Here is a 782-nt window from a genome sequence, read left to right on the forward strand (position 1 = left end):
TGTGATTCGGTACGTGATGACAGATCCACGTTGCCGGAGGAAATCTCCCGCACGCCAAGCAGCATCCCCGTGGCACCTTGCCGCACGGTATGTACCGTCGAGGCCAGCGAGGTCTGCATATGTTGCAGCGCCGTGAACATCACCCCGATCTCATTCTGACCGTAGTCGGCAATTTTTACCGTCAGGTGCCCGCGCGCGATATGCTCAAAATGCTCACGCATGGTGGTCAACGGCGTCAGAATGATTTTCCGCAGCCACACCACGGCTACAGCAACCAGGGCCAGGGAAAGCACCACGACAATGCCAAATGACCAGGTTGAGTGGTTATAGGAATCACGGCTTGCCTGACCGGCCTGCTGCAAATGTGTCTGGACGTAGCTCAGATAGGCAGAAAAGCTCTTCTCAAAATTATCCTGAAATGACTGGGTAGGTTGGTCAAGGAAAGGTTGCAACTGGCCTTTATCCAGGAAACCAATCAGCTCTGCCAACGCACCGTTGAGCTTGTCGTAGCTCACTTTGGTGCTCTCTGCCAGACGCTGCCCTTCCTCCGTCAACTGCGTGGTAGCAACGAACTGTTTGAAATAGACATCCGCCTGCGCCAGCGAGGCGCGCGCACTGTTCATCAACACCGAGACTTGCTCTTGCGGCACGTTACGCGCCGCGCGCGTTGCCGCTCGGTTCAGGGTATTGCGGGTTTGCAGTAGCGCTACCCAACTCTGGCTCAAACTGTCGCGCTGCTGGCTGACCGTCTCCACGCGCGTAAAATTCTGATAGTCCGTTTT

The 782-nt window shown here is 55.9% G+C and carries 1 protein-coding gene; it reads right to left on the reverse strand.

Annotation, left to right across the window (positions count from 1 at the left end; translation table 11 throughout):
* The coding region (locus J5224_RS32055; protein WP_264628997.1) for a Tar ligand binding domain-containing protein at positions 1-782 on the reverse strand (782 nt) is incomplete at both ends.

Source organism: Candidatus Symbiopectobacterium sp. NZEC135 (genome assembly GCF_025962695.1).